Origin of the sequence: Micromonospora sp. NPDC005087 (assembly GCF_042872965.1) — a bacterium.
Lineage (GTDB): Bacteria > Actinomycetota > Actinomycetes > Mycobacteriales > Micromonosporaceae > Micromonospora.
This window is the reverse complement of the sequence record NZ_JBIALB010000001.1, coordinates 945,839-972,064: the sequence shown is the minus strand read 5'-3', so window position 1 is coordinate 972,064 and position 26,226 is coordinate 945,839. Positions and strand designations below refer to the sequence as shown.

The window sequence follows — 26,226 nt, the reverse complement described above, 5'->3', positions numbered from 1 at the left end:
AAATGGCCGGGTGGTGGCGCGGATCGCCTGCCTTCTATACCGTGGCACGATTGCGGGCGGCTACTTCCCCGATAGCGCCGATTCGCGTACGCAGTCGAGATGAGGGGTTCGTCGTGACCATGGACTCGCAGGCGACCGACCGGCCCGAGGTTGGCGAGGTCGACGTGCAGCAGAGGATCGACACGTCGGTGCCGCATTCGGCGCGGATCTGGAACTACTGGCTTGGCGGCAAGGACAACTTCGAGGTCGACCGCGCGGCTGGCGACCAGTACCGGCAGGTCTTTCCCGGCGTCGTTGATGTTGCCCGTGCCTCCCGACAGTTCCTGGTTCGCTCGATCGCGTTCCTCGCCGGTGAGGCGGGCATCCGCCAGTTCCTCGACGTCGGCACGGGGCTGCCGACGGCCAACAACACCCATGAGGTGGCCCAGCGGATCGTGCCGGACGCGCGGATCGTCTACGTCGACAGCGACCCGCTGGTGCTGGTGCACGCCCGCGCGCTGCTGGTCAGCACGGCCGAGGGCAGGACCGCCTACATCGACGCCGACCTGCGCGATCCCGCCGCGGTCATCGCCGAGGCCGGCAAGACGCTCGACTTCCAGCAGCCGATCGGCCTCATCCTCAGCGGCGTCATGGGCCACGTGCCCGACTACGAAACGGCCCGGTCGGTCACGCGGCACCTGCTGGCGGCCCTGCCGGCCGGCAGTTACCTCTCACTCAACGACGGCACCAGCCTGATCAGCCCCGAGATGCAGCAGGCGCAGGACGACTACAACGACACCGGGGCGACGCCGTACACGCTGCGCTCGCCCGACCAGATCGCCGGGTTCTTCGAGGGCCTGGACCTGGTGGAGCCGGGCGTCGTGCCGTGCCCGAAGTGGCGACCCGACGACGCGGTCGACACACCCGCCGACATCGACGCCTTCGGCGGGGTAGGCCGCAAGCGCTGAACGAGTAGAAGCTTCCCGCCGGTCACCTCGACCAGGGCTGGTGGGATCTCCTTGGTCTGTGGTCAGTCACGGCAGGATCTCGACGTACCCGTCGGTGCCGTGCACGCGGATCCGCTGCCCGTCCCGGATCAGCCTGGTCGCATTCGCCACACCGACGACGGCGGGCAGGCCGTACTCGCGGGCGATCACCGCCCCGTGGGTCATGAGACCGCCCACCTCCGTCACCAAACCCTCGATCGCGACGAACAGGGGCGACCAGCTCGGGTCGGTGTAGGCGGTGACCAGGATGTCGCCTGGTTCGAGAGCGGCCTCGGCCAGGTCCAGGATGACGCGAGCCCGCCCCTCGACGATCCCGCCGGAGACCGGGAGGCCCACCAGCGCGCCGGCCGGCACGTCCTCGCGCCGGTACGCCCCGCTGATTCCCTCACCCTCGGACGTGAGCACCCGGGGCGTCGTGAGCGTCTGGTACGACCTGAACGCCTCCTTCCGCCGGTTGATGAGCTGATCATCCGCCTGGTTCGTGCGTACGACGTCGTGAAGTTCCTGGAACGTGAGGTAGAAGAGGTCCTCCCTCGCACGGAGCACGTTGGCCCGCACGAGGCGCTCGGCCTCTTCCAGCAGGGCCTGCTTGTAGACGAGGTAGCGGCTGATGATGGCGTACTTCGGGTACTCCCGGTAGCCGATGAAGGTCCGGACCCGGTCGATCATCCGCTTGGTCTCGTCGGCCTTGCGCTCTCCGTCCGGCAGTGCCCGGAGACGTTCGAGCACCTCCTGCGTCTTCTTCTCCGCCTCCTGGCGTCCCTGCTCGAAGCGTCGCCTGGCGGCGCCCGGCTCGAAGTTCCGGACGTTGTCCAGGAGGACGGGCACGAGCGTGCTGGGACGTTCGCGCCAACGCGGCCTCGTGATGTCGATCTCGCCGACGCAGCGCATGCCGTACCGCTCAAGGTAGGCCTCGATGGCGTCGCGCGCTTCGGTCCCGCCCGCGAGCTTCGGCAGCTCGTCCAGGAAGCCTTCGTCCTCGACACCCTGCAGGAACGCCACCACCTCCGGATGTGGGCGGATCACGTCCGCGACGTCGAGCAGCGCCAGCCCCATCTCCGACGTGACGTTGCCGGGGGCGGACAGGGTCAGGGTGTCGGCCGCGTTCCTCTCGCCCAGCCATTCCCACAGCCGGTCGTTGAGCCACCAGGTGGCCTGCAGTCCGGCCATGATCGCCTGCATGCTCAATGGATCACTGAGGACCCGCTTCTGCTCGTCGAGGGCCTCCAACAGGAAGTCGAACAGCGCCGGTCCGGTCTTCGCCCGGATGTTGCTCCGCAGGGCGGCGATGGACACCTGGCTGCATTCGATCAGCTCGGTGACGATGGCCGGGTCGGTCTCGATCGGCGCGGGCGCGCCGCCGACCGGCGGCCCGCCGGGGCCGGTGTCCGGGAGCGCCGGGACGAAGTCGTGGCGGTCGAGGACGGTCTCCAGCGCGTCCCTGGTCAGCGGATCGTCCCTGCCCGCCATCTCCAGGAAACCGGCGCGGCTCGCGGGCGAGGCCAGGCGCCGGGTGACGTCGACGAACAGCCTCCCGCCGACCTCCTGCATCGGCGCCATGGCCGTCAGCTGCCACATGGAGACACCCAGTGGCTTCATGGGGTCGGTCATCATCTGCTGATGACCAACGGAGAGGTAGACGTGGTTCTCTCCGTCGCCGGTCTCCGGGACGGGGAACAGCGTGGTGATCGGCCGGCTCTGGACGATCTGGAAGTCATCGTCGACCAGGCACCACTCGATGTCCTGGGGGTGGCCGAAGTGTGCCTCGATCCGTCGCCCGAGCTGCACGAGCCGCACGACCTGTGCGTCCGTCAGCGCCGCCTGCTCCTGCCGCTGCGGGTCGATCGCCTGCTCCGTCGTCCCGCCGGTCGGCAGGGCGTGGATGGCCAGCCGCTTGGTGGCGATCGCCCTGTCGATGATCTTCCCGTCCCGCACCTGGTAGGCGTCCGCGTTCACCAGCCCGGAGACCAGTGCCTCGCCGAGGCCGAAGCTGGCCTCCACGGAGGCGACCTTCCGGTTGGACGTGACGGGGTCGGCCGTGAACAGGACGCCGGCCGCCTGCGGGAAGGCCATTCTCTGCACGACAACGGCCATGTGGACGCCGCGGTGGTCGATGCCGTTGCGCTGACGGTAGGTCACGGCCCGCTCGGTGAAGAGCGAGGCCCAGCACCGGCTGACCTGCTGAAGGATCGCCGCCAGCCCCATGACGTTCAGGTACGTGTCCTGCTGGCCGGCGAAGGAGGCCGTCGGCAGGTCCTCGGCCGTCGCGCTGGACCGGACGGCGTAGGCAGCTCGCTCACCGAGCTGAGTGAGAGCCCGGGTGATCGCCCCCGCCACATCATCGGGGAGGACGACCCCCTCGATGGCCCGGCGGATCTCCGCGCTGAGCTCGCGGACCGCCGCCCGGTCGTCCGGGTCCAGACGCGACAACCAGTCGAGCCGATCGTCGATCGACGGCGCCTCGGCCATGATCCGCCGGAAGGCGTCCGTCGTCACGCAGAAGCCGTCCGGTACGCGGATGCCGTCGATCCGCGACAACGCTCCCAGGTGCGCGCCCTTGCCGCCGACGATCGCGACCTGCGTCTCGTCGACCTCCTGGAAGCCCAATACGTACTGCTCGATCATCGTGATACCTCCGAGGCAGCCGTCCTCCGCATCGACAACGTCAGACCCACGTCGTGCCCCATTTCCTCGTCCGTTCTCGGCTCCGGCCGACGATTCTGCGGCAGGACCGGGGTCTTGCGGCAAGCCCCGCGGTGCGATATACGTTCAAGTGGGACCACTTGCCGCTGTGGGATGATGCCGTTCCCGGCAAGCGGTGGCGCGGCGAGTTCTCCACCTCCGCGAGGCCGGTCGCTGGTCTGCCCGCAGGCGATGCCCCACTCCGGCCGCTGAACCATCTCGGATGCCGCACGCGTCGACCCTCAGTAGTGGTCAACGCCGAGCACGGACAGCAGGATGTGTGGGAGACGATCGTCATGGCGGGGACCGGGCAGATCTTGTTCATCCAGGGCGGCGGCGCCGGCACGCACGACGAATGGGACAACGAGCTGGTCGACAGCCTGAGGCGGGAGCTCGGGGACGGGTACGAGGTCCGCTACCCGCGCATGCCCGACGAGGACGACCCGAGCTACGCCACCTGGAGCGCGGCCATCCGGCGGGAGATCGCGGCCTTGGACGGCGGGGCGGTCGTCGCGGGCCATTCGGTGGGCGGGACGATCCTCATCAACGCGCTCGCCGAGCGGCCACCGGAGCGGAAGCTCAGGGCGATCGTGCTGATCGCCGCTCCGTTCGTCGGCGCGGGCGGCTGGCCCGGCGACGAGTTCGAGCTGCCGCACAACCTCGGCGCGAGGCTGCCGCAAGGCGTGCCGGTACATGTGTTCCATGGGCTCCAGGACGACACTGCCCCACCGTCGCATGCCGACCTGTACGCGCGCGTCATCCCGCAGGCGCAGCTGCATCGGCTGCCCCGACGCGATCACCAGCTGGACAACGATCTGAGCGAGGTGGCGAAGGTGATCAGGCTGAACAACGGCCAATGAACGGCCGCGGTCCTGGCGGAAGCGGTGCGACCGCGACCAGCGAGGCATCTGCGAATTCCCCTGGTGTGGGCCGACTCACGCTGTTGGGGGACGGCTCGCGCACCGCGCGAGTCTGGCCAGGAGCGCGTCCAGGGACAGGTCCGCGGCGCTGTGCAGCAGGAGGTCCGCGGCCGTGAAGCGGGCGTGGTCCGCGTGTGGGTTCGGCACCGCGACACAGCGAAGCCCAGCGGCATGTGCCGCGGCCACGCCGTGCGCGGTGTCCTCGAAGGCGACCGCCTCATCCGCGGGCAGCCCGAGCCGATCCAGCGCCAGCAGATAGACGGCTGGGTCCGGCTTGTGCGCCGGCACCTCCTCGCCGGTTGCCACCACCTCGAACCGCGCCAGCAGCCCCGCGTTTTCCAGCATGGGGCCCACATGAGTGATCGGGGAACTGCTCGCCACGGCGAGCCGCAGCCCCAGCTCTGCGGCCCGGTCCAGCCATCCGACGATGCCGGGCGCCGGCTCCAGCGCCGAGTTCAGTTCTGCGCGGTGCGCCATCCGCAGCGCGTGGCTGGACGCGCGGTCGTAGGTCAGCCCGACCGCCGCTTCGAGCGCGGCGTAACGCGTCTCGTTCGCGTCGCCACCATGATCGGCGAAGAAGCCTGCCGGGTCGAGCTGCAAACCGTGCCGACGCCACTCACACCGCCAACTTTCCAGCAGCGTGGTCTCCGTATCCATCAGCAGGCCGTCGAAGTCGAGGATCAGCGCCTTGATCGTCACAGCGGCCAGTATCCCGGCCGCGACGCAGGCGCCGACATCTCGGTGGAGCGTCTCAAGGCCCGCCGGATGCGACATCACCGGAGGCGGTCGACCAGATCGGCGACGTCGGCGAAGACCCGGTCTCCGGCCGCCGCCGCGGCGGGTGAGACGGTATCGAGGGTGAGGAATGCGTGCACCATCGCCGGCTCGCAGCGATGGGTGACCGGAACGCCGGCGGCCGCCAGCCGAGCCGCGTAGGCGTCGCCCTCATCTCGAAGCGGATCGTGCTCCGTGGTGACGACAACGGCGGGCGGTAGCCCACGAAGGTCGGCGGTGAACACCGGACTGACGTCGGGGTCGGCGCGCTGAGAGGGGTCCGGGACCCACTGCTCAGCCCCCCACGCGACGTCGTCGGCGTTCAGGCCCCAACCCGTGGCGTACGTCCGCACACTCGGATAGGAGAGCGTCAGATCGGTGTTGGGATACAGCAGGATCTGGGCGGCGGGCAGTGGTCCGCCTTCATCGCGCAGGCGCAGGCAGGTGAGCGCGGCGAGGTTCCCGCCCGAGCTGTCGCCCATGACGACTGTCGGGCCACCGATGCCAGCGCTCGAACCCCCGCTGGTCGAGGCCCATCGGAGCACATCAACGCAGTCATCGACGGCCGCCGGCCACGGGTGCTCCGGCGCTCGACGGAAGTCCACGCTCAGTACCGCCGTCCCGGTCTTGACCGCCAGACGGCGGCACGCCCGGTCGTGCGACTCAAGATCGCCGATCGTCCACATCCCGCCGTGGAGGAACACCACCAGCGGCCGAGTCGCCGCCGATGGCCGGTAGAGGCGGGTTCGCACATCCGTCGCACCGACCGTCAGGTCCTCAACCCAGGCGATCTCCGGGCCTGGGGGTCGGGCTTCGACACGGAGCCGTTGCGCGCGCCGTAGCTCCGCCGCTCCCACAGCTCTGGCAGGAGGGCCGGGGTTCCGCCGACCGGCCTCGATGAAGGCGGCCAGTTCGGCATCGGCAAGCGGCAGATCGATCCGTTCGGCCATGCGGGAAAGAATGCCACTAATCGGACGATCGCCGCCGACGAAGGCGTCAGCTCCCGGCCCGCACGAGAGCCGGGAGCTGACGCGGCGGCGGCAGGCCGCGGTCGACGAAGCCGAACCGCAGGGCCGCCGTGGCCGCCTCGGTGGCGTACCCGGATCCCCAGGACCCCTCCGGGCATGCCGCCGGTCGGGCGCTCGTCTGAAACGCGCCCTAGTCGCCCGTGAGCGTCCGGTGACCTGTCGGGGGAGTGGCTTCGGCGAGCGCGGTCCGGATGGTCCGCTGCAGTTGGCCGCCCGGGTGGTTGATCCAGTGCTGGACGGCGACGCGCAGGATGGCCAGGAAGGTCGCGGCCAGGAGGCGGGAACGCAGTGCCACGTCGGCGCCGGTGAGCCGGTGTGCGAGGTCGCCGGCCAGCTCGCGCTCGATCGCGGTGTACGCCGCGACCTGCTGTGCGGCCAGGCCAGGGTGCCCGCGCAGCTGCCGGCGTCGGGTCAGCCAGGCGTGGTCGCGATCGCCGAACGCCTCCTCGGCGAAGCGTTCGGCCGCCCGGCTCAGTGCTGTCCACGGCGGCTCGCTGGCGGGCCGCTCGCGGATCAGCTGCAACAGCCTGTGCAGGCGCGTGGTGTCGCCGTGGAAGAGGGCCTCTTCCTTGTTGGAGAAGTAGTTGGAGAACGTCCGCCGGGAGACGTTCGCCGCGTCGGCGATCGCTTCGACTGTCACGGCGTCGGGCCCCTGTTCGGCGGCGAGGCGCAGGGCGGCCTCGTGCAGGGCGAGGCGGGTGGCCGCCTTCTTGCGCTCCCGTAGCCCGGTGGTCTCGTCCATCGCCCTCAGCGTACGTGGGGTGACGCGCTTCTCAATGGGCAAACTTGCCTGTTGTGCAAGATCGGTAGATGCTTGCTTGGGGCAACCAACAACCGGGGGTGGGAGCAGACGTGGACAACGCCGTTCGTGAGTTCGGCCTTCGACTGCACGGCCTGGTGCGGACTGTCCGGTTGCTGAGACAGCGTCGGGCTGACGAGCGGCCGGCCGTTCCACTGGGCCTGGTCGGGATTCTCCGGCATATCGACCAGCTGTCCAGCGGCTGCCACGCCCATGAACTGGCTCAGCGCACCCGGCTCGACCCGTCGACGGTCAGCCGCTCCGTCGCCGCGCTCGTCGCGCACGACCTGATCGAACGGCGGCCCGATCCGACCGACAAGCGGGCGAGCCTCCTGGCGATCACCCCCGCCGGCCGGATCGCCCTGGCCGACACCCACAGCTGGTACGGCGAGCTGCTCGAGCGGGCACTCGCCGACTGGACTCCCGGCGAGGTGGAGGCGCTGAGCGCCGCACTCGACCGGTTCACCCGCGACATCGAGGTCGCACTCGCAAACCACGACAAGCTGGAGGCCGCGCGATGAGCGCACCCACCACCATGACCGGCGCTGAGCCGATGACCCATCGGCGGACGCTCGAGGCGCTCAGCGGCCTGCTGTTGGTGCTGTTCGTCGCGATGTTGAGCAGCACCGTCGTCTCGACCGCTCTACCGAAGATCATCGGAGCGCTGAACGGCTCGCAGAACCAGTACACCTGGGTGGTCACCGCGACCCTGCTCACCGCGACCGCGACCACCCCGATCTGGGGCAAGCTGGCCGACCTGTTCAACAAGAAGATCCTCATCCAGGTCGCCATCGTGGTCTTCCTGCTCGGCTCCGTCGTTGCGGGCTTCTCGCAGAGCGCCGGCCAGCTCATCGCCGCCCGCGCGTTCCAGGGCATCGGGGTTGGCGGTCTGCAGGCCCTCGTCCAGGTGGCGATCGCCGCCATGATCCCGCCGCGCGAGCGGGGGCGCTACAACGGCTACCTCGGCGGCGTCATGGCGGTCGCGACGGTCGGCGGCCCACTGCTCGGCGGCCTCATCGTCGACACGTCCTGGCTCGGCTGGCGCTGGTGCTTCTTCGTCGGCGTGCCCGTCGCCATCATCGCGCTGATCCTGCTCCAGGCCACCCTGCACCTGCCCACCCTGCGGCGGGAAAACGTCAAGATTGACTATCTGGGTGCCAGCCTGATCGCCGCCGGCGTCAGCGTGCTGCTGATCTGGATCTCCTTCGTCGACGGTTCGTTCGCCTGGTTCTCCTGGCAGACCGTGGCCATGGTCGGCGGCGCGCTCATCCTGCTCGCCCTGGCGGTCTGGGTCGAGTCGCGGGCGGCCGAGCCGGTCGTCCCGCTCAGTATCGTGCGCCAGCACACCACCGCGCTGGCCATCCTCGGCAGCCTCGCGGTCGGCATGGCCATGTTCGGCGGCGCCGTCTTCCTCGGCCAGTACTTCCAGATCGGCCGCGGCTACAGCCCGACCGAGGCAGGCCTGCTCACCATCCCGATGATGGCGGGGGTCCTAGGCTCCTCGATCATCGCCGGCCGGTTGATCACCAAGACCGGGAGGATCAAGCCGTACATCGTCGCCGGTTCGATCATTCTGGTCGCCGGGTTCGCGCTGCTCGGCACCATCGACCACGAGACGTCGCTCGTCCTGGTCGGCGCCGCCATGTTCATCGTCGGCACCGGCGTCGGCATGACCATGCAGAACCTGGTTCTCGCCGTCCAGAACACGGTTTCCCTCAAGGACATCGGCGCGGCGAGCTCCAGCGTCGCCTTCTTCCGGTCGCTCGGCGGCACCATCGGCGTCTCGGTGCTCGGCGCCGTCCTCGCCCACCGGGTCACCGACCAGATCACCCGCGACCTCACCGCCGCCGGGATCCCCGCCTCCGACAGCGCCGGTGGCAGCAGCAATCTCAACATCACCGCTCTGCCCGAGGGGATCCAGCACATCGTCCGGGCCGCGTACGGCGACGCCACAGGACACATCTTCCTCATCTCCGCCGCCATCGCGGTGGTCGGCGTCATCGCCGCGCTCCTGCTCAAGCCGGTCACCCTGCGGACCAGCCTGGACCTGCCGGACAGCGCCACGTCGGCGGCCGTCGCCGCCGACGCGGTCGACGGCGCACCGGCCTTCGACCAGGTGTCCGTCGACGCCGCACGGAACGGAACGACCGACCGGCGCTGACGTCGGGCCGTACCACCCGGGGCCGCTGCCGTCCAAGGACGGCGGCGGCCCCGCCGCCATCTGGTCGTACCGGACGGGCAGACGAACACCGAGCTGACCGGCGAGCCGCGACACCGCCGACTCTCGACGACGGCGTGGCCTCCGACAGTGCCGCTCAGCGGGTCTTCTTCGTCGCCCGCTTGCGAGGGGGCGTCAGCAGTTCCGCGATCGTCGCGATCGCGGACGGCACCAGGCGGTAGTACGCCCAGACGCCGCGCTTCTCGCGCTCGAGCAGGCCGGCCTCGGTGAGGATCCTGAGGTGATGACTCACGGTCGGCTGGGAGAGCCCCAGCGGCGCGGTGAGGTCACTCACGGACGCCTCGCCCTCCGGCGCGGACTGGATCAGACTGAGCAGTCGCAGCCGGGCTGGATCGGCGAATGCCTTCAGCACCCCCGCGAGCCGCTCGGCATCGGCACGCTTGATCGGCTCGCCAGCCAGTGGCGAGATAGCAGGCATCGCAGTTTTCGCAGCTCCCACGCGTCCCATCGTTTCATCAACACCATCGACAGGTCGATGAATCGGGACGAAAACCCCGATGGCTACCCGAACTGACCAGAGGTCCGAGGGCGGTAAACCATCCATCTCACCAACCGTGACTGTCTGATTGCTGATCGCGCTGATCGGGCGCCCGGCCCTAACGTGATCGTCGCACCGCGCCCCGACCCACCTGCCAGGAGACACGATCGCAATGAGCCCGACCAGGCAGGCCGCCGGCGGCGGCGTCGAGGAGGATCTCGTCCGCCTGGCCATCCGGGCGGTGGCTCCGCAGGAGGAGCCGCTGCTGGTGTTTCTGCAACCGGCGTACCAGCGTCGGCCGTCGCGGTGGCGGGACGACCCGCGCGATCTTCTGCGGGTGGGGGGCGGCGAGGCCGGCGGCGGGGGCTTCCCGGAGGTCGTTGAGCCGCTGCTGCCGTACGTGATGGTGCTGACCGGCGTCGCGCTCGCCGGGTTGCGCGACGCGGTGCAGGCGCAGGCCACGGACGCGGTGCGCGGAGGGTTGCGCCGGCTCGGCCGGCGGTGGCGTGCCAGCCGCCCGGGCGAGGCGCCGCCGCGGACGGTGCGGCTGCGCCCCGGTCAGGTGCTGCGTATCGAGGAGGCGGTCACGGCCGCAGCGCGCGACCCGCGCTGGGCGCTCACCGAGGACCAGGTCGCGGTGCTGCGCGACGCGGTGCGCGAGGCGTTCGTCGCCCGGTTCGGGGTGGACGGCGGGAACATCGACGGTGAGTGACACGACAGCCGGCCCCGCCCTGGCCGGGGTGCCCCCTCCGCTGCCGTCACCGGCCCTCGGCCGGTTCGTCGCCGTGGTGACCGCGGTCGTCGGTACGAGCGTGTTCGGTTGGCAGACGGTGCTCATCGACGCGGCGCTCACCCGCCAGCGGGCCGAGTGCATCGACGGACTGCGCGGGCTGCCGGCCGCCGATCGACGTGCGGGCCGGCACGGTCAACGAGGAGTCGGCGGCGGCGGTGCGAAACTGTCTCGGCACGCTGCACGCCGACGCGGTCCGTCAGATGCTCGTCGGGATGGCCGTGCTGGCGGTGGTGACAGCCGCGATCTACCTGGCTGCGCCGTAGTGCGAACGCCGGCTGCGCGACCTGCGCCGCCTGGACCGGACGCCGGGCACGGAAGCGCTGCGGGCGGACCTGTCCGATCTGGTACGCGAGGCGGGGCTGCGCCGCGCGCCGACGTTCGTGGTGTCGCGTTCCGCACGGGTCAGCGGCAACACCTTCGGCGCGTTCCCCGTCCGCTACGTCCGGCTCGACCTGGGACTCGTGCACGCCCACCGGGTGGCCCCGGGCGTGTTCCGGGCGGTCGTACTGCACGAACTGGCCCACCTACGCAACGCGGACGTGACCCTGACCCGGCTGACCATCGCGCTGGCCTGGGCCTTCCCGCTGGCCGTGCTCGTGCCCGTCGCGGTCAACTACGCGGGCGCCGTGCCCGCCACGCACCTGCTTGGTGACGCCTGGCGGTTGGCGGCGTTCGCGCTGGTGGTGCAGGTCTCGGCCTGGTCCGTGCTGCGGGCCCGGGAGTTCGCCGCGGACGCCCGGCTGACCGGGGCCGACGCGGCGACCATCCGGGCGTTGCTCGCGACCAAACCCGTCCGCGACGGACGCTGGTCCCGCCTCGCCGCCATGTTCCGGTTCCAGCCGCTGGCCCGGGCGCGCGCCGACGAACTGGACCGACCGGTGCGTCGGGTCTCTGCCCGCCCTGTCGAGGCGTTGGGCGCCGGCCTGGCCGCCGGGATCGCCGCGCCACCGCTGACGGACCTGATGTCGCAACTGCCACGCACCCTCGGCGGTCCTGATCCGCTCACCGGTGGCGCGTTCCTGGTGGGGCTGCTGCTCGGCGTGCCGCTGGCCCTGGTCACCACCGGCGCGCTGTGGCGGTCGGCCTGGTGGGCGCGGCACGGTGGCGGCACGGCGGCCGGGGGCGGTCTGTTCGGCGCCGCACTGGCCGCCGGGCTGCTCGTGGGCCGCCGGCTGGCCTGGTCGGCGCGGTACGCCAGCGACCGGCCGGCCTGGTGGGTCGAGCTGGCGTGGGCCGTGCTCGGGATCGCCGGTGGGGTCCTGCTCGGCCGCTGGGTGGCCCTCGGCGCTCGGGCGCACCTGCGGCGGCTCCCGGTGACCGACGCGGGCCGTACCCGTCTGGCGTGGGCCGGCGCCGCCACGGCCACGGCCGTGCTCATCGCCGCGTTCGTGGCGTCGATCCTGGTTCTGGACGCGTGGTCGGTGGACGCCGAGGTGAGCATGCTCCGGGTGCTCGCCGCACGCGAGGGTCATCCCGAACACGTCACGGTACTCACCCTGGTGGACACCCTCGGCTGGTACGTGCGCATGCTGGCCGACCACGCCCCGTACCTGCTCGCGCTGCCACTGGCCGCCGCGCTGCATCCGGTCCTGGCCGACCGGCACGCGACCCGGCGGGCGTTGCGGCTCGGCATCGTCGCGGGGGCCGTCGGCGCGGCGGCGCTGCCTCTGGTGGTGGTCGGCATCGCGGTCGGGGCCCGGGACCCGGGGCTCGGGCCGGCGGCGCTGCGGAGTCTGGTCGACGGCCACACGCTGCTGCCGGTCACGCTGGTCGAGGCGACGGTCGCGACGGTCGCGGTGGCCAATCGGCGGCTGTCGATGTGGCACGCGCTACTCGCCGCCGGCGCGGCGGGGCTGCTTCTGCTACCGGTGCTGGTGGCCGTCACGGCGGCGCTGCCCTGCCTGGGCACCGCCGCGGGGCCCGGCTGCGTCCGCCCTACCGAGCAGGTCCTCGTGGTGCGGGCGATCAGTCACGCCCTGCTTGTCGCGCCGGTGTTCGCGACCGTCGCGGCGGCGCTCGGCGCCGCGGTGGCGGCGCTGTCCGCGGTCGGGCGCGCCCGACACCGCCGGTGGCTGATCTCCGGGGCCGCCGTCCTGACGCTGCTCGGCGCCTCCGCCGCCGTACACCGGAATCCTGGGCGGGCGGCAGCGACCGGACAAGATGGCTGCCTCGTCGGGGTGTGGCGGCTTGCCTCCGGTCGCTACCACCTGCCGGTCCCCGCCGACTCACCGCTGGGCACGATGGCCGGGCTGCGGCAGGACGCCAGCGTGGACCTCACCAGCGGTCCGGAGACCGGCTTCGCCAGCGCCTACCGGACGGACGGCACCGCTACGGACCTGTTCGACCTGGCCGTCGCCGAGGGCTCCCTCAACGGCCACACCGTGCGCAACGTCCGGCGGGGCATACAGACGTATCGGTGGACGGCCGAAGACGGCCGGTACCGGCAGCGTGACGGCGTGACGGCAGGTGACGTCAACGTGGTACGGGTCGGCGCCAGGGAGCTGGACATCAGCTCGGTGATGGCGGATTCGGAGGGGTCGTACCGCTGCGCCAGCGACCGGCTGATCATCCGGCTGGACGCTGACGACGGATCATGGGGCGAGGAGACCTTCGTGCGAAGCAGCGCCTGACAGCACGGAGTGCTCGCGGCCGGTGAGCTTTTCGAGGCGTCGGTTCGAGGACCCGCCGGAGCGTAGTCACTCGTCCGCGACCTGAATGATCGTCTTGCCGGGCATGCGGCGGTGGCGCGCGAACACGGACGCCGTTTCGGAGAGCGGTCGCACGCCGCCGACGATGGGGTTGAGCCGTCCGGTACGGAGGCGTTGGGCGAGGTCGGTCAGCCGGGCGCGATCCGGTTCGACGACGAAGAAGATGGCTCGCCCGTCCTTGGGCTGCACCGTGGGTGGCACGGCGATCGTGACGATGGTGCCGCCCGGACGCACCAGCTCGGTCGATCGCACGAGGATGTCGCCGCCGATGACGTCGAACACCACGTCCACCTCGCCGACGCGCCGCAGATCGTCGGCGTGCAGGTCGAGGAAGGTCTGCGCGCCGAGGCCGAGCGCGACGTCACGGTCGTCGGCTCGGCCGGTGCCGATCACGCGGGCGCCCACCTCCCGCGCAAGTTGAACGGCGATCGAGCCCACGCCGCCCGCGGCGCCGTGAATGAGGACGGTCTGGCCGGTCGTGAGATGGGCGTGGTCGAACAGTCCCTGCCATGCGGTCAGTCCGGAAATGGGCAGCGCGGCGGCCACGGTGTGGTCGATGTCGGCCGCGAGGGGAGCGAGGTTGCGAGCCTCCACCGCGGTGTATTCGGCCAGCGATCCGTTGCGGGCCCAGTCGGTCAGTCCGAACACCCGCTGGCCCACGGTGAGGCCGGTGGTTCCGTAGCCGAGCTCGACCACGACTCCGGACAGTTCGTGCCCGGGGATGGTGGGTGTCCGGTCCCGACCGGCCCGATCGGACCACGTTGCAGGCCAGTCGAGCTCTCCGGGTGTGAAGCCTGCGGCGTGCACGCGCACGATGACGTCGTTCTCCGCAGCGTGCGGGTAGGGCATGTCGGTCAGGGTGAGGCCGCCGACACCCGCGTCACGGTCTCTCACGGTGATCGCTCGCATGCTCGATTCCTTTCCAGGAAGGTTCGTCGGTATGGAGTGGTTGTGGGGGGCTCGGCTTGCTGATCGCCCGTCGTCGGTGCGCTGGTGAGCCGGTGTCCAATCAGCTCGGCCAGGGCGATCCGACGATTCGCTCGACCGTCGTCACGCGCTGAAAGCCGGGGATGAAGTGTTCGAGCACGTCGGAGTTCACGGTGCCGTTCGTGGTTTCGGGGCGGTTCTTCAGCCCGTCGACGTAGGCTCGCAGAAACTCGTTCTTGAAGTCCCCTCGCGGATGGACGGCGAGGATTTCGCCCAGCTGATCGTGTTCCAGTCCGTCCAGGCCCAGGCCGAGCACGTCGGTCAGGACACCGAGGTACGTGGTCGCGATTTCCGGGGCCATCCGGTCGGGGATGCCCGGCGTGGTGTGCAGCGCGATCGCCGTCCACACGGTCTCGGCCGCGGCCGTCGAGAAACCCCGTTCCAGGAGGAACGTGCGCGCGTGGTCGGCGCCATCGACTTCGAAGCGCTGCTCGACGTCGGAAAAGGGAGTCAGCAGGCCGGTGTCGTGGAACATGGCCGCCAGATAGAGCAGTTCCGGGTCCGGTTTCACGCCAAGCCGGTCAGCGTGAATCAGGCCGAAGAAGAAGACCCGTCGGGAGTGGTGGTAGATGAGGGGGCTGGTCGTCTCCTGGATACGCCTGGTCGCTTCGGCGACCGCCGCTGTCTCAGGAATCTCCAACCCCGCGATGACCTCTGACATGATCTCTGACCTTCCGCGGTATGTGTGCGGACCGTGTGTCTGACCTCCATGCTGCCCACCGATCGTCGTCGTCGCCGCCCTCGTCCGGCCAGGAATCACTCATATCCGGACCGGAATGCCGGGTTGGGAGCATGGGTCAACCGGGCATCGGTTGCGGGACGAGATTCCGCGGAGTTTGTTACCGGCAATAGTCGTGACGTGAGTTACCCCGCCCACGAGGATCCCCGTCATCTCCGGTAGGAGCGTGCTACCAATAGACGGTGCCCGGGCCTTCTGTTCCGCCGACCGGACTGAGGCCAGTGCCGCGGGAACGGATCGCTGACCCCGCGGATCCGGCTACAAAGGGACCGGAGCGGTGAACGCTGGCCCCCATCGCGTCGCGATCCTCGTCTACGACGGAGTGACGCTGCTGGACGTTGCCGGTCCCGCGCAGGTGTTCAAGGAGGCGAACCGGTTCGGCGCCGACTACCGGATCGTGCTGCTGTCGCCGGCCGGCGCGGACGTCACATCGAACCTCGGGGTCCGGATCGCGGTCGAGGGCGCCGTCTCCTCGGAACCGGCCTTCGACACGCTCTTCGCCAGGAGGATGTCGATCAGCCCCGCCGCCTACCAACGCCGGTTCAGCACGGCCCGTCGCGTCACCATGTGAAAACCGTTCCCGGTCCCGCCGAATGAGACCCGGATTCCACCGGCAACGCGCTGAACGCCGGATCCTTCGTGGTGAGCTCTGGGCCGGCGGTCGACGGCCGTCCGTACAACCTGATCTTCGTGCTTCGATGTTCGGCGATTCGGCTCCTGTCGAGAGCCCGGCGGATGACCAAGACTGAAGCGATGTCGCACGATGTCGGGAGTGTGCCGCGCACCCAGGTGGCAATCACGGTCCTGCTCGTCGTCGCCGGCGTGCTCATTCTCTTCGTTCCCGCCGGTGACGAGGGTCGAGTCCTCGTGCCGATCAGCGAGGGTCACGGACTGTCCGCGGTGGACGGGGTGGGCGCGGCACTGCTAGCGGTGGGCGGCACCTGGCTGGAAGTGCTCGTGGTGCGGCGCCTGCCGTACCTCGCGCTGCCCCCACGGGCCTTGTTCGGACTCGGCCTGCTGGCCGGCCTCGGCATTGGCCTTCTGATCGCCTCGGTCTTTTCGGGATTCTTCTGGTGGTGGGCTGTCGGAGCCGCCATGTTCGGCGTTGCCGTCCTCGTCCTCGTCACCCTGACGGCACGCCGTGGAGGTCGCTGACGGAACGTCCGCTTCTGGCTCCCCTCTGTGTCAAGCCATCGCGGGGAGCGGGGTTCTATCCTGGGTGGCGGCGGGTCCGGGAAGTGACTTCTCCGAAGAGCCGGCATGGGGATGTGAGCTGGTCACGCTGGAGTCAGTAGTCGTCTCCCGTTGTCCTTCCGGGCCCGCCGCCGTAGCCGTCGTGGCGTCGTTGATCATCTGTCGGTAGACGATGTCGGACAGGCGTCGTTTCAACGCGCGCATCGCTTCCATTGATGTCTTCCCGGAGGCTTTCTTCCGATCGAAGTAGGCGCGGCCTTCGGTGGGGTTGTGTAGCTGGACCGTGGCCATGATGTGCAGTACCCGGTTGATCTGTCGGTTCCCGGCGCGGGAGAGGCGGTGGCGTACTTGCTCGCCGGATGACGCGTCGATGGGGGCGGTGCCGTTTCAGGAGGCGAAGTGGGCTCGGTTCGGGAACCGGGTGATGTCGCTGATTTCGGCCAGCAGCCGGGCGGCGCCGGAGGGTCCGATGCCGTGCAGGTCCATGGTGTGGCTCAACAGAGGCGTGCTCAAGGACTTCTTCAAGTCAGGCTGCCCGCCACGGCGTTGTTCCTCATTCGCCTGGTGGAAGGAACCCCGGCCCTCCGTGCAGCCTCCTTGTCGACCAGCCGCTTGTCCCGCCGTGCTAAGTAAGAGGCGTAGGCTGCTGGCCCTGAACGCATCGGGTGCTGCGGCTGGCCTACTTTCCCGAAGGGCTGGTGGTACCAGGTGAGAGCAGTCGTGTACGACCGGTACGGGCCTCCGGATGGGTTGCGAATCGAGAATCTCCCCAAGCCCTCCCCCGCTGCCCGACAGGTGCTCGTCAAGATTGCGGCGACCTCGGTGAATTTGAGCGATTGGGAGACTCTGCGAGGTTCGCCACTGTATTCGCGCATCGGTGGGCTGCGCTCCCCGGCACGCCGGACCCTCGGCTCGGACATCGCCGGATGGGTCGACGCGGTGGGCTCCGCCGTCACTCGGTTCCGACCCGGTGACGAGGTGTATGGCGACAACCTCATGCTCAAGGGCGGTTTCGCCGAGTACGCGATCGCGCCCGAATCGGTCCTGGCCCGCAAGCCCGCCGCCCTGACCTTCGCCGAGGCGTCGGCGATCCCACAGGCGGGCGTGATCGCACAGCAGGGCACCGCGGGCGCCGCAGCCGGCAACCGGGTCCTGATCAACGGCGCCGGCGGAGGATCCGGCGCATTCGCGATCCAGCTAGCCAAACGACTCGGCGCCCAGGTAACCGGCGTCGACAGCGCGGGCAAGCTCGACTTCATGCGGTCCGTCGGCGCGGACGAGGTGATCGACTACCGCAGCCGGGACTTCACCCGCAGCGGCCCGTACGATCTCATCCTCGATCTGGTCGCGCACCGATCGGTGTTCGCCTACCGCCGGGCACTGGCCCCCGGCGGCCGCTACCGGTGCGTCGGCGGATCGGTCTCGGCGCTGCTGCGCGTCCTGACGATCGGCGCGGTGGCCGGCCGGCTCACCCACCGCCGGCTGGGCGTGCTCGCCGTCCGGGAAGGGCCGACCCACTTCGAACCGGTGGCCGATCTCTGCGTGGCGGGTGACCTCGTCATCCACATCGACCGGGCCTTCACGCTCGACGAGACGCCCGAGGCGTTGGCCCACGTGGGTAAGGGACGCGCCCTTGGAAAGGTCGTCGTGAGCGTCAACTGACCAGCGACCGCAGATTTTCCGCGATCGGCGCCGCGAACAACCGGATCTGTCGATGAGCGGACGGACGCCTGCCGCCGCTGGCCGGTTCAGTTGTCCGCGGATCGGTGCGACGGGTGGGGCTGCGACGGCTCTGGCGTGGCCAGCTCGGCCCAGGCGTCCGCGTGGTCGGCTTCGGCGAGAAGCTGGGCGAGCCGGGCGTAGCTGTCGCCGCCATAGCCCGCCGCGGCGGCCCGGCCGATGATCCGTTGTACGGCTTGCAGCGGTGTGGTGTCGATGCCGCGAGCGGCGGCGGCGTCGATGACGTGGGCCACAGCGGAGCCTGCCGACGCGATACTGGAGACGTCGGCGGGAAAACCGCCGGCAGCAAGCTGATCGGCAAACCGGTCGGCCATGTCGGGCAGCAGGCCGCCGATCCCCTTGGCGAAGCGGGCGAACGCGGCAGGCTCGATGCCCTCGGCGATGGCCAGGGCGAAGGCGTGCGCGAGTCCGCCGACGGACATGGTGAACAGGTCGAGCAAGGCCATCTCGTACGCCGACGCGATACCAATGTCGTCGCCGAGGTAGACGCTGGTGCCGCCGAAGCTCTCCAGAAGGGCGCGGCTGCGATCGAACGGGGAGTGCGGGCCGCTGTAGAGGATCGTTGCCGCGGGTGTACCGATCGTGGGGGCCGGCGTCAGGATGGCGCCATCCAGGTAGTTGATGCCGCGCTGTGCGGCCCAGCCCGCCATGGCGCGTGCTTCTCCGGCGTGGCCACTGCTGAGGTTGACGAGCGTGCCCGTGGGCCACTCGGCGAGGTCGGCCACGCTCGCGCGGACGGCGCCATAGTTGATCATGCACGCGATGGTGATCGATGCCCCACGCGCTGCATCGGCTACCGTGGGCGCGAGCACGGCACCATGGGCCACGAGTGCTTCCGCCTTGTCCGGCGTGCGGTTCCAGACCACCGTGGGGTGGCCGGCGGCGAGCGCCGAGGCGGCGAGCGCCCGGCCCATCGGGCCAAGCCCCAGGATGGCAATAGCGGGGCGCTGTTCGTGCTCAACGTTGTTGTCTGTCACAGCGGTGACGGTAAACCTTCACGTTGACGTGAAGGTCAAGTCCTGATGTGCTCTGGACATGCGGATCAGCGAACTGGCCCGACAGACCGGCGCCACCCCCCGCGCCCTGCGCTACTACGAGGAGCAGGGCCTGTTGAAGCCCGCCCGTCGCGCGAGCGGCTACCGGGACTACGACGGGCAAGCCGTGCGCACGGTGCGGCACATCCAACTGCTGCTCTCCGCCGGCTTGGGCACCACCGCGATCGCCGAGATCCTGCCCTGCGTCCCCGACGACACGACGGTGCTCGCACCCACCTGCCCCGAACTCCTCGACGCCCTGGCCGAGGAGCGCACCCGAATCACCAGGTCCATCGAGACGCTCGCTGCGGCCCGTGACATCCTGGACCGCCTCATCCGAGGCACGCCCGACCCTTGCTGACCGAACCCGGGCAACCTGAACCTTCCGTGCTCATGCCATGAACCGGAGGGAGAGTCAGCCCAACCTGGCCAAGATCAGGTGCGCGCATCTGCCGCTGATAGCTCGCATGACCCGCGGCCCGGGGCTCTTCCTCGGTCATCCGACCGGCTCAGAACAAACCCCAACTGCGCTGAGCACTCACCCCTACCGGCGGCTTCCTGCTTTTGCGGGTACTAGTCTTCGCCGCATGGCCTTGCGACCGGACGAGTTCTATGACCACGCCGTCGCCGTCGCGGACGCCGAGCGTCGGCTCCCGTTGGCACGCATGACGGGTTGGGAGATCAGTCCGTTCGAACCGGATGGGCTCCGCGTTGCGCCGTTGCGCCCGCCGGTGCTCCCGGAACCCGCGCGGCACGGCGAGGATCCGTCGGACTGCAGCGCCTGTCGTGACCGGGACGAGGGGATCTGGTTCAACGATCACTGGCGGCTGGCGCGGATTTCGGGCGTGGGCGTTCCGCTGGTGCTCATGCTGTATCCGCGCGATCACTACGACATGGCGGATCTGCCCGACGAACTGGCCGCCGAGCTGGGGCTGTTGAGCACTCGCATCGTTCGCCACGTGCAGGCACTGCCGCACATCTCGCGGGCACACGTGTACCGCATCGGAGATGGTGGCGCCCATCTGCACGTCTGGTTCTTCGCCCGGCCCGAGGGGCAGGCCCAGTTGTACGGGTCGTGGCTGGTCGTCTGGGACGACCTGCTGCCGGAGTACCCGGCGGACGTCGCGGAGGCTGACGCTGACATCGTGGCGGACGCGTTGGTCGCGTGCCACGGCGGCCAGCGGTCGTCCACCAGGGAACCGGCCGTCTGACCGGCCTGATCCACGATCGGGTGTCACCATGGCGGCTGGAGGTGCGTCCTACCTGTCGTGCTGGCGGCGCATCATCTCGTTGATCCAGATGGGCGCGAACGGGGACGTGCAGCCCGGGGAAGTCGGGTAGTCCTTGAGCACCTCCAAGCGCTCACCGATGCCGATTGCACGGGCGCGGTGCTCGGCGTGCTCGATCCCGATCTGAGCCAGGCAGTGGTTCATGGCCCACTGGAGGCGATCCGGGGCGTCCTTCATCTCCGCCTCGATGACGTCGAGCAGCCCCGGTAGGTCGAGGGCTTCGGGCTTCTTCGTCACGCGTTCGGTGGTCAGCGCCCAGCCGGCACTCGCGACCACTGGATCCGGATCGGCGGACCAGGCCAGGCGCAGCTCTTCGGAGTGCGGATTCTTCTTCACCACATAGTTCACGAGCCAGTCGTGCACCTTGGGTGTGCGCGCCTCGCGCAACATGACGTCCAACTCGCCACGTCCGAACGCCTTCGGTCGGCAGATCAGAATCGCCAGCAGTCTCGCCGCGGTGTCACCCGTCGCCCAGAGCTGGCACGCGAGTTCCTGCTGCGTCTTCAGTCGCTTCGCGAGCGCGCGCAGACTGCCGAGGTGCACACCGTGATCGTCACCGTGTCTCTCGTTCACCTCGCGAGTCTTCGGGTCCTCGAGCTCGGCCAGCTCGGCCCTCACCTCGGCCACCATCGTCTCGGTCGGCGTCGTCTCGGCCACCGCAGCCTCCTGCTCGTCACATGCGAGATGCAGCGTACGACGGTAGTCGACCACTCGTTGCTGCCGCTCGTACTCGCGGGCGAACGCCAGGACATGATCCACACTATCCTCCGGGTCATGACTTCGATCTCATCCGACGGACGCGGCGTCGACTCCGCCCTGGACCCCTCGGCGGAGCAGATCCGGGACATGGGTGGCCGCGCCGTCGAGTGGATCGCCGCCCACCACGACTCGATCGGGGATCTGCCGATCAGCCCGCGAACCTCCGCAGCCGTGCTGAAGGAGCTACTCGCCGAGCCGCTGCCCGCCGAGGGCCGCGACTTCGCCGACCTGCTGAGGGTCTTCCGGGACGTGGTCGTGCCCGGCAGCCGGCACAACGGGCATCCCCGCTTCTTCGGGTACGTCTCGGCGCCGGGTACCGCCGTCGCCGTGGTGGCCGACCTCCTCGCGTCGGCGCTGAATGCGAATCTCCCCGCATGGCGCTCCGCACCGGCTCCCGTCGAGCTGGAGCACGTGGCCATCGACTGGATCAAGGAGGCCATCGGCTGCGATCCGAGCGCCGGAGGCCTGTTCATGAGTGGCGGCTCGATGGCCAACCTCACCGCGCTGGCCGCCGCCCGACACCGCCATTGCGGCGACACGGTCGCCACCCAGGGTATGGCCGCCCACCCGGCGCAACTGCGCGTCTACGCCTCCACCGACACCCACCACTCGATCCACAAGGCCGCCGCGCTGCTCGGCATAGGGCGGATGAACGTCCGCGAGATTCCAGTGGACGCCCGTTTCCGAATGGACGTCGGCGCACTAGTCCGTGCCATCGAGGAGGATCGGGCCGCCGGGGCGGAACCGTTCTGCGTGGTGGCGAACGCCGGCACCGTCGTCACCGGCGCGGTCGACCCGCTCGCCGACATCGCGGTGGTCGCGCGTGAGTACGGGCTCTGGATGCACGTCGACGCGTGCTACGGCGGCTTCGCGCGGCTCGCCCCGTCGGCCCGTGCGCTCTTCGACGGCTTGGCGGAGGCCGACTCCATCTCCCTCGACCCACACAAGTGGCTCTACCTGCCCGCAGACTGCGGCTGCCTCATCTACCGGGACCCCGAGGCGGTACGGCCCGCCTTCAGCCTGGACGCCGACTACATCCGGGTCATGCGGGCCGAGCCGGCCGAGGCCTTCGCGTTCTGGGACTACGGCCCCGACCTGTCCCGGCGATTCCGGGCGCTCAAGGTCTGGATGACGCTGGCGCACGCCGGGTCGCAAGCTGTCAGCGATGCGATCGAGAGCAACCTCGACTGCGCCCGCCACTTGGCCGAGCTCATCGACGACAGCGTCGACTTCGAGCTGCTCGCCCCGGTCGAACTCTCCATCTTCTGCTTCCGCTACCTGCCGCCGAGCGCGCAGGCCGGCTCGCGGTCGCAGACCGATGAGGAGCAACTCGACCGACTCAACGAACGAATCATGGTGTTACTGCAGCAGGCCGGCAGCTCGTACCTGTCGAACGCGACCATCAACGGCCGCTTCGCGCTGCGCGGCTGCGTGGTCAACTACCGCACCACCCGACGCGACATGCGGATCCTGCTCGACGACGTACGCCGTGCTGCCGAGCAGGCGACCGAGGAGACGCGCTGAAGAGCAGCGTGGCACCGAAGGCGTGTCGCACCCCGACCGACTGACGTAGGCCCCACCCGGGGAGACGGTGGGGCCCGACGATGGTGACCAGCTGAGCGGGGAACCGCGGGTCAGAGTTCCTTCAGGAGGTGGTAGTAGGAGCCCGCCCGGCTGCACAGGTAGTTTCTACCCGTCTGTGAGCGCAGGAAGCTCGCGTGGAATGCGCAGGCGGCCAACCCCATGGAGTTGCCCGGGTAGGAAGCGACGAAGGCCCAGCTCTGAGCCACCATGTCGCCCTCGGCGACGGCACTGACGGACGATCCTCCCGATGTCGTAGCGGCTGCCGCCGGGGATGCGATCCCCAGGACGCTGGCGCACGTCACCGTTGCCATCGCCGCGGCGGCGAAGCTGCGCCTCCGGCTTCTCGTTCCAGGTGACATTTCCAGGCTCCGTTCTGACGTGAATCGGTCTGCGTGAGCGCGCCGGCGCCCTCGGGCCTGGCCGCGCACCCCCGTTTGGCTCGTACAGATGTCACGGTCTCCCTCCCGGCGAGCCTTGGCTGACTACTGATGGCGCAGTCTTCCAGCAGAATGTTGGCTCGATGTTGGCCAGACCGCGGAGACGCCAACGGCGCCGGATGCGCCGGCGAGGGTGCGAAACACGCCCTCAAGCCTGCGGCGGTGACTGCCCGGCGGTGTCGTCGGAGAGCAACTCGGACAGCCGGGTGCGCATCTCGTCGAGGCGACGATCGCCCAGGGGTTCGAGGATCGTGACGGCTTCATGCAGGGCTGCGACGGCGGCCGGAAGGTCTCGTCGGGCCGCGGAGATGTCGGAGCATCCGTGCAGTGCCCATGCTCCCCGCATGCGGTCGCCGGTGCTCCGGGCGAGCCGGACCGCTGTGTCGTAGTGGTGTCCGGCCTGATCGAGGTTGCCCTGAAGGAGATGCAGGCGGCCGAGATTCGTGTGGACGCTCGCCGACAACCAGTCACGGTTGCTGGACCGCTCCGCGGCCGACAACGCCGACGTGTAGGCGTCGAGTGCCTCCTGCTGGCGGTCGGCCCGTCGATGCAGGTAGCCAAGGTTGAGTTCGACCTTGAAGATGAGATCGGGGTCGTTCAGCAGGGTCGCGAGATGCCGCGCCCGCAGCAGTGGTGGGAGTGCCTCGTCAAGTGCCCCGCTGTCAGCCAGCATCGCACCTAGGCTCGCCTCGACGTCGGCCTTGCCGGCATGGTCGCCGCTCTGCCCGAAGAGTGCGCTGGCGCGCTGGTACGCGGCCCGGGCCTCGGTACGTTGCAGCAGGAGGCAGTGTGCGACGCCCAGGCTTCCACGCAGGGTGGCCTCGCCGGTGCTGCTGCCGACCAGGGCGGCGGATCGGATGCCCTGCTCGATCACGGCGATCCAGGTGTCGCGGGGGGCCCGGCGTTGCAGCCAGCCGCGTATGTTGACGGCGAGGGGCCAGACGAGATCAGGGTGGATCCGGACGTGCTGGTCGATCAGCCCGATGATCGTTTCCGCCGCGGTGTCGACCCAGCTCACCGCTGCGACGGTTCCGGTCAGGTCAGGCAGGAAGAGGTGCTGCGCGTCAGGGACGGCACCACCGCCGGCTCCGCCTGCGGTCGGCCTGATGCTGTGCTGTGCTTGGCGGGTTGCGTGCCCATACCAGCGGAGCAGCTGCCGTTCGGCGGCCGCGCGATCGGCCGAGGTGTCGTCGAGCTGGCCCTGGCTGATGGGCGAACATGCGCGTCAGCTGATGGAGGCTGACCAGGCTGTCCGCTTCGACGGTGACGAGATTGGCCGCGGCGAGCGTGTCGACCAGGTCCGTCAGGACGGTGCCGCAGGAGATGCCGGCCAGTGCGGCCATGGCGCCGAGCGGGATCGCACGGGCGTCCAACAGGCCGAGGCGGCGTAACAGCCGACGTGCCGGTGCGTCCAGCCGGCGGTACGACACCGCGATGACGGCGCGCACACTCGCGTCGCCATCGGTGGTGGTGAGCCGGGCGAGTCGGGTGCGCTCATCGTGCAGGGCGTCGACCAGGGCGTCCGGCCGGGCTCCCAGCCGCAGGTGGGCGCCCACGATCCGGATGGCCAACGGCATCCCGTGGCACAGCGCCACCAGGGTACGGACGTCGTCGGTCGCGGAGTGGGACATCTCGGCGATCGCCCGGAGCAGACGGGTGGCCGGCTCGCCGTGCAGCGGGTTCAGCACCAGGAGGTGAGCGCCTTCGCGGGCGATGAGCCCGTCAAGCCGGTTCCGACTGATGATCACCAGCATGCTGTCACCGGCGCCGGGGAAGAACGGCCGGGCCTGCTGGGCGCTGCTCACGTTGTCCAGGACCATCAGCACCGTGCGGCTGGACAGCAGCGAGCGCAGCTGCGCGGCGCGTGTCTCTGCCTGCTGTGGCACGTCGTCGGGCGCGATGCCGAGATCGACGAGGGCCCTGGCCAGTGCCACCGTCGCCGGGATGTCATTGTCGAGATCGAGGTAGAGCTGCCCGCCAGGAAAGCTCTGCCGGTTCTGATCGGCCCAGTGCGTCACCAGAGCCGTCTTGCCCATGCCACCGGATCCCGTGACGACCACTGAGCCACTGGGACGCTGACCGGATCGGGATTTCGCGTGCACGGCGTCGAGGACCCCGAGCTCGTCGTAACGCCCGACGAAATCGCTGGGTGGAACGGGCAGCTGCGCCGGCCGGACCGCGGCAGCGGCGACGGATGGCACAACCGCTGGCGTGGGCCGCGCAGGATCGCGGTGTAGAGCTGCTGCAGGCGCGTACCCGGGTCCGCTCCAAGCTCGTCGGCGAGAATGCGCCTGGTCCGTTCGTAGACGGTCAGCGCCTCCGCCCGACGGTCACTGCGGACGAGCGCAAGCATCAGTTGCGCCTGGAGGCGCTCGCGCAGCGCGTTCTCCGTGGCCACGGCCGACAGCTCGGGGCACAGTTCGCGGTGGAGTCCGAGGCTGAGTTCGATGTCGACGCAGCGTTCGTAGGCGGTCATCCGCTGCTCGCCCAGGTGGTTTGCTGCCACCCGCACATGATCGGTATCGGCGGTGCCGTGGTAGGCGTCCGTTCCCCGCCACAGCCGCAGCGCCGCCTGGTAGCGCTGACGCGCCTCGGCGAGCCGGCCCTGCGCCTCGTCGTGCGCGGCCGCGTCGACCAGAGCGATGAATTCGTCGGCATCAAGCTGGTGGCCGGCCAGCGTGATGCGGTAGCCACCATCCGCGCGAATGATCGATCCAATGCCGAGGTTGCGGCGCAGATGATGGACGAGGACCCGCAGCGCCCCGTGCTTGTTGTTGCTCGGGTCGCGACCCCACAGGGCTTCCATCAACGTGCTGTCGGCGACCGTCTGGCCGCGGGCGGCAACGAGGCAGGCGAGTACGACCTGATGTTGACCTCTGCCGGCCGGCACCACTGACCCCGATGTGTTGACGGCTCGCAGTGGCCCCAGGACTTCGAACCGCATGATTTCTTCCTCGGGCGTGGCGTAACCGGTATGGGACCCGCCGATCGTGGCACGACGAACGTCGATCAGCGACACCCCGGTCGGTTGCGAAGGTCGGATTTCGGCCGGCCAT

General features: G+C 69.8%; 26 protein-coding genes and 1 pseudogene. 13 read left to right on the top strand and 14 right to left on the bottom strand.

The annotated features are described in order from the left end of the window. Window positions 1-119 precede the first annotated feature (119 nt). Window positions 120-947 (top strand): SAM-dependent methyltransferase, encoded by an 828-nt coding sequence (locus tag ACFYPS_RS04565; RefSeq protein WP_354965398.1) that lies wholly within the window; start codon window positions 120-122, stop codon window positions 945-947. A gap of 66 nt (window positions 948-1,013) precedes the next feature. Here the strand turns inward: ACFYPS_RS04565 and rph are convergent, their stop codons facing one another. Next, window positions 1,014-3,611 carry a rifamycin-inactivating phosphotransferase gene (gene rph / locus ACFYPS_RS04560; protein WP_387322705.1) on the bottom strand — a complete coding sequence of 866 codons (2,598 nt, stop codon included), beginning with the start codon at window positions 3,609-3,611 and terminating at the stop codon, window positions 1,014-1,016. Between the two features lie 305 nt (window positions 3,612-3,916). On the opposite strand from rph, the gene ACFYPS_RS04555 reads away from it, so the two are divergent. Next, window positions 3,917-4,528 (top strand): alpha/beta fold hydrolase, encoded by a 612-nt coding sequence (locus ACFYPS_RS04555; protein ID WP_387322703.1) that lies wholly within the window; start codon window positions 3,917-3,919, stop codon window positions 4,526-4,528. A gap of 75 nt (window positions 4,529-4,603) precedes the next feature. On the opposite strand, the gene ACFYPS_RS04550 is transcribed toward ACFYPS_RS04555, so the two are convergent. From ACFYPS_RS04550 to ACFYPS_RS04540, 3 genes are all read right to left on the bottom strand, one after another. Continuing rightward, the gene (locus ACFYPS_RS04550) at window positions 4,604-5,362 is read right to left on the bottom strand and encodes an HAD family hydrolase (protein WP_387322701.1); all 759 of its coding nucleotides are present in this window, start codon (window positions 5,360-5,362) and stop codon (window positions 4,604-4,606) included. After that, entirely contained in the window at window positions 5,362-6,312 is a 951-nt protein-coding gene (locus ACFYPS_RS04545) for an alpha/beta hydrolase (protein ID WP_354965328.1), read from the bottom strand. Before ACFYPS_RS04545 ends, ACFYPS_RS04550 begins: the two co-directional genes overlap by 1 nt. Before the next feature lie 208 nt (window positions 6,313-6,520). Continuing rightward, on the bottom strand, window positions 6,521-7,132 hold the full coding sequence (locus ACFYPS_RS04540; RefSeq protein ID WP_354965327.1) for a TetR family transcriptional regulator: 612 nt from the start codon (window positions 7,130-7,132) through the stop codon (window positions 6,521-6,523). A gap of 110 nt (window positions 7,133-7,242) precedes the next feature. Here ACFYPS_RS04540 and ACFYPS_RS04535 point away from each other — a divergent pair, with 110 nt between their 5' ends. Further along, window positions 7,243-7,710, top strand: a complete 468-nt coding sequence (locus tag ACFYPS_RS04535; RefSeq protein ID WP_354965326.1) for a MarR family winged helix-turn-helix transcriptional regulator — start codon at window positions 7,243-7,245, stop codon at window positions 7,708-7,710. Continuing rightward, window positions 7,707-9,350: an MDR family MFS transporter gene (locus ACFYPS_RS04530; RefSeq protein ID WP_354965325.1), complete on the top strand. Its 1,644-nt coding sequence runs from the start codon at window positions 7,707-7,709 to the stop codon at window positions 9,348-9,350. The genes ACFYPS_RS04535 and ACFYPS_RS04530 overlap by 4 nt, the downstream gene beginning before the upstream one ends. A 154-nt stretch (window positions 9,351-9,504) precedes the next feature. On the opposite strand, the gene ACFYPS_RS04525 is transcribed toward ACFYPS_RS04530, so the two are convergent. After that, window positions 9,505-9,846 (bottom strand): metalloregulator ArsR/SmtB family transcription factor, encoded by a 342-nt coding sequence (locus ACFYPS_RS04525; RefSeq protein WP_354965397.1) that lies wholly within the window; start codon window positions 9,844-9,846, stop codon window positions 9,505-9,507. A gap of 232 nt (window positions 9,847-10,078) precedes the next feature. On the opposite strand from ACFYPS_RS04525, the gene ACFYPS_RS04520 reads away from it, so the two are divergent. From ACFYPS_RS04520 to ACFYPS_RS04510, 3 genes are all read left to right on the top strand, one after another. Continuing rightward, window positions 10,079-10,618 (top strand): hypothetical protein, encoded by a 540-nt coding sequence (locus ACFYPS_RS04520; protein WP_354965324.1) that lies wholly within the window; start codon window positions 10,079-10,081, stop codon window positions 10,616-10,618. Window positions 10,619-10,815: 197 nt separating this feature from the next. Next, window positions 10,816-10,962: a hypothetical protein gene (locus ACFYPS_RS04515; RefSeq protein ID WP_387322697.1), complete on the top strand. Its 147-nt coding sequence runs from the start codon at window positions 10,816-10,818 to the stop codon at window positions 10,960-10,962. Between the two features lie 12 nt (window positions 10,963-10,974). Continuing rightward, window positions 10,975-13,329 carry a M48 family metalloprotease gene (locus ACFYPS_RS04510; RefSeq protein ID WP_387322831.1) on the top strand — a complete coding sequence of 785 codons (2,355 nt, stop codon included), beginning with the start codon at window positions 10,975-10,977 and terminating at the stop codon, window positions 13,327-13,329. Window positions 13,330-13,395: 66 nt separating this feature from the next. Here the strand turns inward: ACFYPS_RS04510 and ACFYPS_RS04505 are convergent, their stop codons facing one another. Together ACFYPS_RS04505 and ACFYPS_RS04500 are read right to left on the bottom strand one after the other, a co-directional pair. Then, window positions 13,396-14,256, bottom strand: a complete 861-nt coding sequence (locus ACFYPS_RS04505) for an NADP-dependent oxidoreductase (RefSeq protein WP_354965395.1) — start codon at window positions 14,254-14,256, stop codon at window positions 13,396-13,398. Window positions 14,257-14,416: 160 nt separating this feature from the next. Next, the gene (locus ACFYPS_RS04500) at window positions 14,417-15,055 is read right to left on the bottom strand and encodes an HD domain-containing protein (RefSeq protein ID WP_354965322.1); all 639 of its coding nucleotides are present in this window, start codon (window positions 15,053-15,055) and stop codon (window positions 14,417-14,419) included. Between the two features lie 355 nt (window positions 15,056-15,410). Here ACFYPS_RS04500 and ACFYPS_RS04495 point away from each other — a divergent pair, with 355 nt between their 5' ends. Next, window positions 15,411-15,704 carry a hypothetical protein gene (locus tag ACFYPS_RS04495; protein ID WP_354965321.1) on the top strand — a complete coding sequence of 98 codons (294 nt, stop codon included), beginning with the start codon at window positions 15,411-15,413 and terminating at the stop codon, window positions 15,702-15,704. Window positions 15,705-15,868: 164 nt separating this feature from the next. Then, window positions 15,869-16,288, top strand: a complete 420-nt coding sequence (locus tag ACFYPS_RS04490; RefSeq protein ID WP_354965320.1) for a hypothetical protein — start codon at window positions 15,869-15,871, stop codon at window positions 16,286-16,288. A gap of 30 nt (window positions 16,289-16,318) precedes the next feature. On the opposite strand, the gene ACFYPS_RS04485 is transcribed toward ACFYPS_RS04490, so the two are convergent. Together ACFYPS_RS04485 and ACFYPS_RS04480 are read right to left on the bottom strand one after the other, a co-directional pair. Continuing rightward, a complete protein-coding gene (locus tag ACFYPS_RS04485; RefSeq protein ID WP_387322843.1) occupies window positions 16,319-16,618 on the bottom strand; it encodes a hypothetical protein in 300 nt (99 codons plus the stop codon). 15 nt (window positions 16,619-16,633) lie between these two features. Continuing rightward, window positions 16,634-16,813, bottom strand: a pseudogene (locus tag ACFYPS_RS04480) (transposase); the annotation flags it as partial. 222 nt (window positions 16,814-17,035) lie between these two features. Here ACFYPS_RS04480 and ACFYPS_RS04475 point away from each other — a divergent pair. After that, on the top strand, window positions 17,036-17,989 hold the full coding sequence (locus tag ACFYPS_RS04475; RefSeq protein WP_354965318.1) for an NAD(P)-dependent alcohol dehydrogenase: 954 nt from the start codon (window positions 17,036-17,038) through the stop codon (window positions 17,987-17,989). Between the two features lie 86 nt (window positions 17,990-18,075). Here the strand turns inward: ACFYPS_RS04475 and ACFYPS_RS04470 are convergent, their stop codons facing one another. Continuing rightward, entirely contained in the window at window positions 18,076-19,044 is a 969-nt protein-coding gene (locus ACFYPS_RS04470; protein ID WP_354965317.1) for an NAD(P)-binding domain-containing protein, read from the bottom strand. Between the two features lie 58 nt (window positions 19,045-19,102). On the opposite strand from ACFYPS_RS04470, the gene ACFYPS_RS04465 reads away from it, so the two are divergent. Both ACFYPS_RS04465 and ACFYPS_RS04460 read left to right on the top strand, forming a co-directional pair. Beyond that, a complete protein-coding gene (locus ACFYPS_RS04465; RefSeq protein ID WP_354965316.1) occupies window positions 19,103-19,462 on the top strand; it encodes a MerR family transcriptional regulator in 360 nt (119 codons plus the stop codon). A gap of 37 nt (window positions 19,463-19,499) precedes the next feature. Further along, window positions 19,500-20,312, top strand: a complete 813-nt coding sequence (locus ACFYPS_RS04460) for a hypothetical protein (RefSeq protein WP_354965315.1) — start codon at window positions 19,500-19,502, stop codon at window positions 20,310-20,312. 48 nt (window positions 20,313-20,360) lie between these two features. Here the strand turns inward: ACFYPS_RS04460 and ACFYPS_RS04455 are convergent, their stop codons facing one another. Beyond that, complete coding sequence (locus ACFYPS_RS04455) at window positions 20,361-21,020, bottom strand: DNA alkylation repair protein (RefSeq protein ID WP_354965394.1); 660 nt, start codon at window positions 21,018-21,020, stop codon at window positions 20,361-20,363. Between the two features lie 144 nt (window positions 21,021-21,164). Between ACFYPS_RS04455 and ACFYPS_RS04450 the strand changes: the two genes are divergently transcribed. Further along, the gene (locus ACFYPS_RS04450; protein WP_354965314.1) at window positions 21,165-22,673 is read left to right on the top strand and encodes an aminotransferase class I/II-fold pyridoxal phosphate-dependent enzyme; all 1,509 of its coding nucleotides are present in this window, start codon (window positions 21,165-21,167) and stop codon (window positions 22,671-22,673) included. Between the two features lie 645 nt (window positions 22,674-23,318). On the opposite strand, the gene ACFYPS_RS04445 is transcribed toward ACFYPS_RS04450, so the two are convergent. The 3 genes from ACFYPS_RS04445 to ACFYPS_RS04435 are packed head-to-tail and all read right to left on the bottom strand — an operon-like array spanning window position 23,319 to window position 26,189. Continuing rightward, on the bottom strand, window positions 23,319-24,188 hold the full coding sequence (locus tag ACFYPS_RS04445) for a tetratricopeptide repeat protein (protein WP_354965313.1): 870 nt from the start codon (window positions 24,186-24,188) through the stop codon (window positions 23,319-23,321). A gap of 46 nt (window positions 24,189-24,234) precedes the next feature. After that, window positions 24,235-25,206 carry an NB-ARC domain-containing protein gene (locus tag ACFYPS_RS04440; RefSeq protein WP_387322693.1) on the bottom strand — a complete coding sequence of 324 codons (972 nt, stop codon included), beginning with the start codon at window positions 25,204-25,206 and terminating at the stop codon, window positions 24,235-24,237. Continuing rightward, the gene (locus ACFYPS_RS04435) at window positions 25,185-26,189 is read right to left on the bottom strand and encodes an AfsR/SARP family transcriptional regulator (RefSeq protein WP_354965311.1); all 1,005 of its coding nucleotides are present in this window, start codon (window positions 26,187-26,189) and stop codon (window positions 25,185-25,187) included. Before ACFYPS_RS04435 ends, ACFYPS_RS04440 begins: the two co-directional genes overlap by 22 nt. Between the last annotated feature and the right edge of the window lie 37 nt (window positions 26,190-26,226).